Below are 4343 nucleotides of genomic sequence, written 5' to 3'. Positions count from 1 at the left end.
GTTACTATATTCATATAACTGTTTCCGCCGTTTTCTGACGAATGTCCGTAGTTGGTAAACTCGATGCCGTTGAAACGATTCAGTCCGTCCTGTGTGGCAAACCACATATATCCGATGCTATCCTGAAGGATGCTCCGGACACAATTGCCCGATAACCCCGATCTAACGTCATATTTCTTGTAGATATTGGCGAAGACCAGAGAAACCGATGCCAGCAATATACATATGGATAAGATGGATCGTTTCATAATTTCTTTTCTTTGTATCCCCTGTTTGCAGGAGCTATATATCCTGCGTATTGGAGCTATATGTCCAATACGTTGGATCTATATACCCAACACGCAGGGCATATATGCCCAACAGATTGGATATATAGCTCCTGTAAACAGGTTGATTACCCCTTTTATAGAAGCCTTTATTTCACATCATCCCACGTATCTGTGCGGAATGGGAAAGCACTCAATCCGAAAGTATTCCGCAGAGTGATATTCCCTGCATAATTACGGAAAGCATAGCGCACGGCAACCGGCTGTGCCACCTCTTCACTCCACACTTCTACCGTGTTGGTACGTCCTACAATTTTTGCTTTCGCCGGATAGAACTTCTTGTCCGCTCCCGCAATCTCGAATCCTTCCAGTTCGGAGAAAGTAGGGAACAACCCCGCAGATGCATTATCGAATGTCACTATGGCCTTTTTGTCTGCATAGTCTACTTTGGTCATCATCGGGCCGTTGGATGGCAATCGGCGGATACCGTATGTTTTAGTCAATGCAAGCGTAGCCAACCGAAGCCCTACTACATCTTTCTGTGGCGGATGGATGCAGAATTCATCACCGATATCCGTAGTGGGCACCATGCCCGAATTAGGGATTGTTTTCAGTGCTTCCACTTGTGCTTCACGCAGCAAGGCGGCACCTGTATTCCGGCTGTTTTCATATTTGTAAGGAGCAATCTGCACATAATAGAAAGGCATATCGGGCGCTTCCCACACATTTCTCCATAGTTGTACCATAGCAGTCATCATTGGTGCGTAGAATTGGTAGTTGGATATGTTCGATTCTCCCTGATACCAGATGAAACCACGTGCCGTGAAGTTCTTAACAGGCCATAACATTGAGTTGTACAAACATTCCAGACGTTGGTGTATATCCCGTTTAGGGCTTTTGGCGGCTTCCATGTCCATACCCTCGATAGCACCCAAAGTCTGTTCGTCCATCCATGCTTCGATTCGTGAACCACCCCAACTGCTGATAACCAGTCCCACAGGGAGATGAAGTGTCTCTGTCAGTTGGCGGGCAAAGAAATAGGCAGCGGCACTGCAGTCAATCGTGGTTTCGGGTGACGATACTTCCCATTTTCTTTTCTCAAAATCCGTGCGGCGTTTTGTCTCTTTTGTTCTCGGTACGGTGATAAACCGGATACGGTCACGGTAGCTACTTGCATTCAGCAACGTTTCAAGTGAGTTGTCAATGGGTTGTGCCGTATTTCCCATCATACGCATTTCCATATTCGACTGTCCGGAGCAGATCCACACCTCTCCTATCAGTATATCCGAGAGAGTGACCGGAGTTCCGTCGCTGATAGTAATGGAATAAGGAGTATACCCCCCTTCGGGAGTGTCTACTTTCACCAGCCAGGCCCCGTCTTTATCCGTAGATGCCTGATAAGTCCGGTTGTTCCACGAAGTGGTGACAGTTACTTTCTTACCGTCTGCCCAACCCCATAACTTAACGGAACTGTTCTGTTGAAGTACCATGTGATCTCCCATCATTGCAGGAAGTTTTACTTTGCCTTGTGCAGTCGGCAGGAATAAAAGTGATAAAATAAGAAGTAGAAAATGTTTTTTCATACTGTTTTTATTAGATATTCGACGAATAGTTATTAGGTATCAGGCAAAAATACAACCTATTTTTAAATATGGAATAAAATTATCTAGTCATTTTCTGATAAAAACTAGTCGAATTCTTAAAAGATTGTTTTTCCTTTCCATTCTCCTCCGAATTTTATTAATTAGTGGCATCAATCGCCTAAACAGTATTATTAGATTGGCTAAATATCCCATTTCTTTGCACTGTGAGTATTTAACAACCTAATTGTTTCATTAAATCTAATAAAATGAAAAAGAAGCATTATCTATTATTTTTATTGGCTTTACTCTTTTTACTGACGGATGTGGTGTGGGCACAAACATCTGTTACGGTAAGTGGAGTAGTGATCGATGAGAATGGAGAAACCCTGCCGGGTGTTTCCGTTGTCGAGGTAGGTACAATGAACGGTGTCTTGACAGACCTGAACGGACACTACACCTTAAAAACAACTTCTGCCAAATCTTCCGTTTCTTTCAGTTACATTGGTTATCAGACCACCACGCTTCCCCTGAACGGGCGTACGAAACTCGATGTACAGATGAAAGTGGAAACGAAAGTGCTGGATGAAGTAGTGGTAGTGGGCTACGGTGTACAGAAGAAAGTGAATCTGACCGGCTCCGTGACTTCCATCAACTTTGCCGACCAAACGGAGGGACGTCCCATCATGAGTGTTTCTTCGGCCCTTTCGGGACTTGCCGCCGGTATGAACGTCACGCAGGCTTCAGGACAACCCGGTTCGGACGGTGCCACCATCCGCGTCCGCGGTAACGGTACTTTCAATACCAATTCCCCATTAGTCCTGGTGGACGGTATCGAATGGAGCATGGACAATGTGAACCCCAACGACATCGAAAGCATCTCCGTACTGAAAGACGCTGCCTCCACAGCTATTTATGGTACGCGCGCCGCCAACGGAGTCATTCTTATCACCACCAAAAGCGGGAAAGGCAAACCGCAAATCTCCTATTCTTATTCGGGAGTCGTGCAGATGCCTTACAATAACCTCTCTTTCGTAAGCGATTATGCTCGTTATATGGGACTGGTGAACGAGGCTTGCGACAATGTGAACACCAAAGGTATCTTCTCACAGGAAAGCATCGACCGTTGGCGGGCTGCTTCTGCCGATCCCAACGGGTTGAACGAGTACGGAGTACCCAATTACGTGGCCTATCCCAACACTGACTGGTTCGATGAAGTATTCGACACCGGATATTCGCAGGAACACAACCTGTCTGTTTCCGGCAGTTCGGAGAAAGTGAAATACATGCTCTCATTGGGCTATCTCGACAATCAGGGAGTCATGAACCGCTGGAACCTTGACTCAAGTACGCAGAAAATCAATTTCCGTACCAACCTGGAAGCCAAGATTGTGAAATGGATGACCGTCGGCACCCGCCTTTACGGACAAAAACAGGATTACGGAATGGCTAATATCAGCAACGGATTCAAGTATCTCTATCAGACTACTCCGGGCGTATATCCCGGCGAGCCGAACTATTGGGGACGTGCCGCACTGGCCGGCGAAGAATCTTCCAATGCCAATAATATCTTCGGTCAGATGGCGGGAGCCACCGGTTTCAATACCGTATGGCGTCTCAATGCTTCAGTCTACGGAATTATCACGCCCTATAAAGGCCTCAACATTGAAGGTACATTCAATTATTCGCCGACATTCACTGACAAGTCTTCTTATAGCCGCCAGAATGGTTATTGGGACTACGTCACCGACCAGCGTGTCAGCGAAAGCGCATTGGAGAACGCTTCCATCACCAATACGAGCGCACGCACCTGGCGTCAGAGTGCCGAAATACTGGTGCGCTACAATACAACCATTAAGAAAGACCACGATCTGGGCGCACTGCTCGGATATTCCGCACAGGAATATTACAGCAAGAGCTTTGCCGTTTCCCGTAAAGGCGCTACGGACTGGACGCTGAACGAACTAAGCACCTATGAGACGCTCGTCAGCTCTTCCAGCTCATCGCCTGCCAAATGGGGGCTGCTCTCTTATTTCGGCCGTGTCAACTACGGATATAAAGGACGTTATCTCTTTGAAGCCAACCTTCGTGCCGATGCCTCTTCCCGTTTCGGTGTGAACCAGCGTTGGGGATATTTCCCCTCATTCTCCGGCGGATGGCGTATCTCGGAAGAATCATTCATGCAGGGAGCATCGGACTATCTCTCTAACCTGAAACTCCGTGTTTCCTGGGGAAAGACAGGAAACAACTCTACGGGCAACTACGACTGGCAGGCAAACTACGCCACAGGCAATGTCGTAATCGATGGTGAAGGAACCAAAGGACTGGTACGCAAAAAACTAAGCAACGACAAGCTGCATTGGGAAAGTACCGCCACCACCGACATCGGACTTGATTTCGGCTTCTTCAACCACCGCCTGACGGGTGAGATAGACTATTATAATAAGTATACTTCGGACATTCTCTACCATCCCGAACTCTATCTTTCGATGGGTGT

3 protein-coding genes are annotated in these 4343 nt (G+C 47.0%); 1 reads left to right on the top strand and 2 read right to left on the bottom strand.

Going from position 1 to position 4343, the window contains the following annotated elements; genetic code table 11:
- Together RDN93_RS21710 and RDN93_RS21705 are read right to left on the bottom strand one after the other, a co-directional pair.
- A partial coding sequence (locus RDN93_RS21710; protein WP_308747397.1) for a two-component regulator propeller domain-containing protein occupies positions 1-248 on the bottom strand: 248 nt, incomplete at its 3' end.
- Between the two features lie 167 nt (positions 249-415).
- Positions 416-1849: a sialate O-acetylesterase gene (locus RDN93_RS21705; protein WP_308747396.1), complete on the bottom strand. Its 1434-nt coding sequence runs from the start codon at positions 1847-1849 to the stop codon at positions 416-418.
- A gap of 266 nt (positions 1850-2115) precedes the next feature.
- Between RDN93_RS21705 and RDN93_RS21700 the strand changes: the two genes are divergently transcribed.
- Positions 2116-4343 (top strand): SusC/RagA family TonB-linked outer membrane protein (locus RDN93_RS21700; protein ID WP_308747395.1); only part of this gene is annotated, 2228 nt, incomplete at its 3' end.

The organism is uncultured Bacteroides sp. (assembly GCF_902491285.1).
In the GTDB taxonomy this organism is placed as follows: domain Bacteria; phylum Bacteroidota; class Bacteroidia; order Bacteroidales; family Bacteroidaceae; genus Bacteroides.
Note: the sequence above shows the minus strand (reverse complement) of the source record. Positions and strands in the feature narration are given on the sequence as shown.

Bases quoted from the DNA above. Each gene is read 5' to 3' on its own strand.
- RDN93_RS21705 (WP_308747396.1), bottom strand. From the start codon at position 1,849: ATGAAAAAACATTTTCTACTTCTTATTTTATCACTTTTATTCCTGCCG.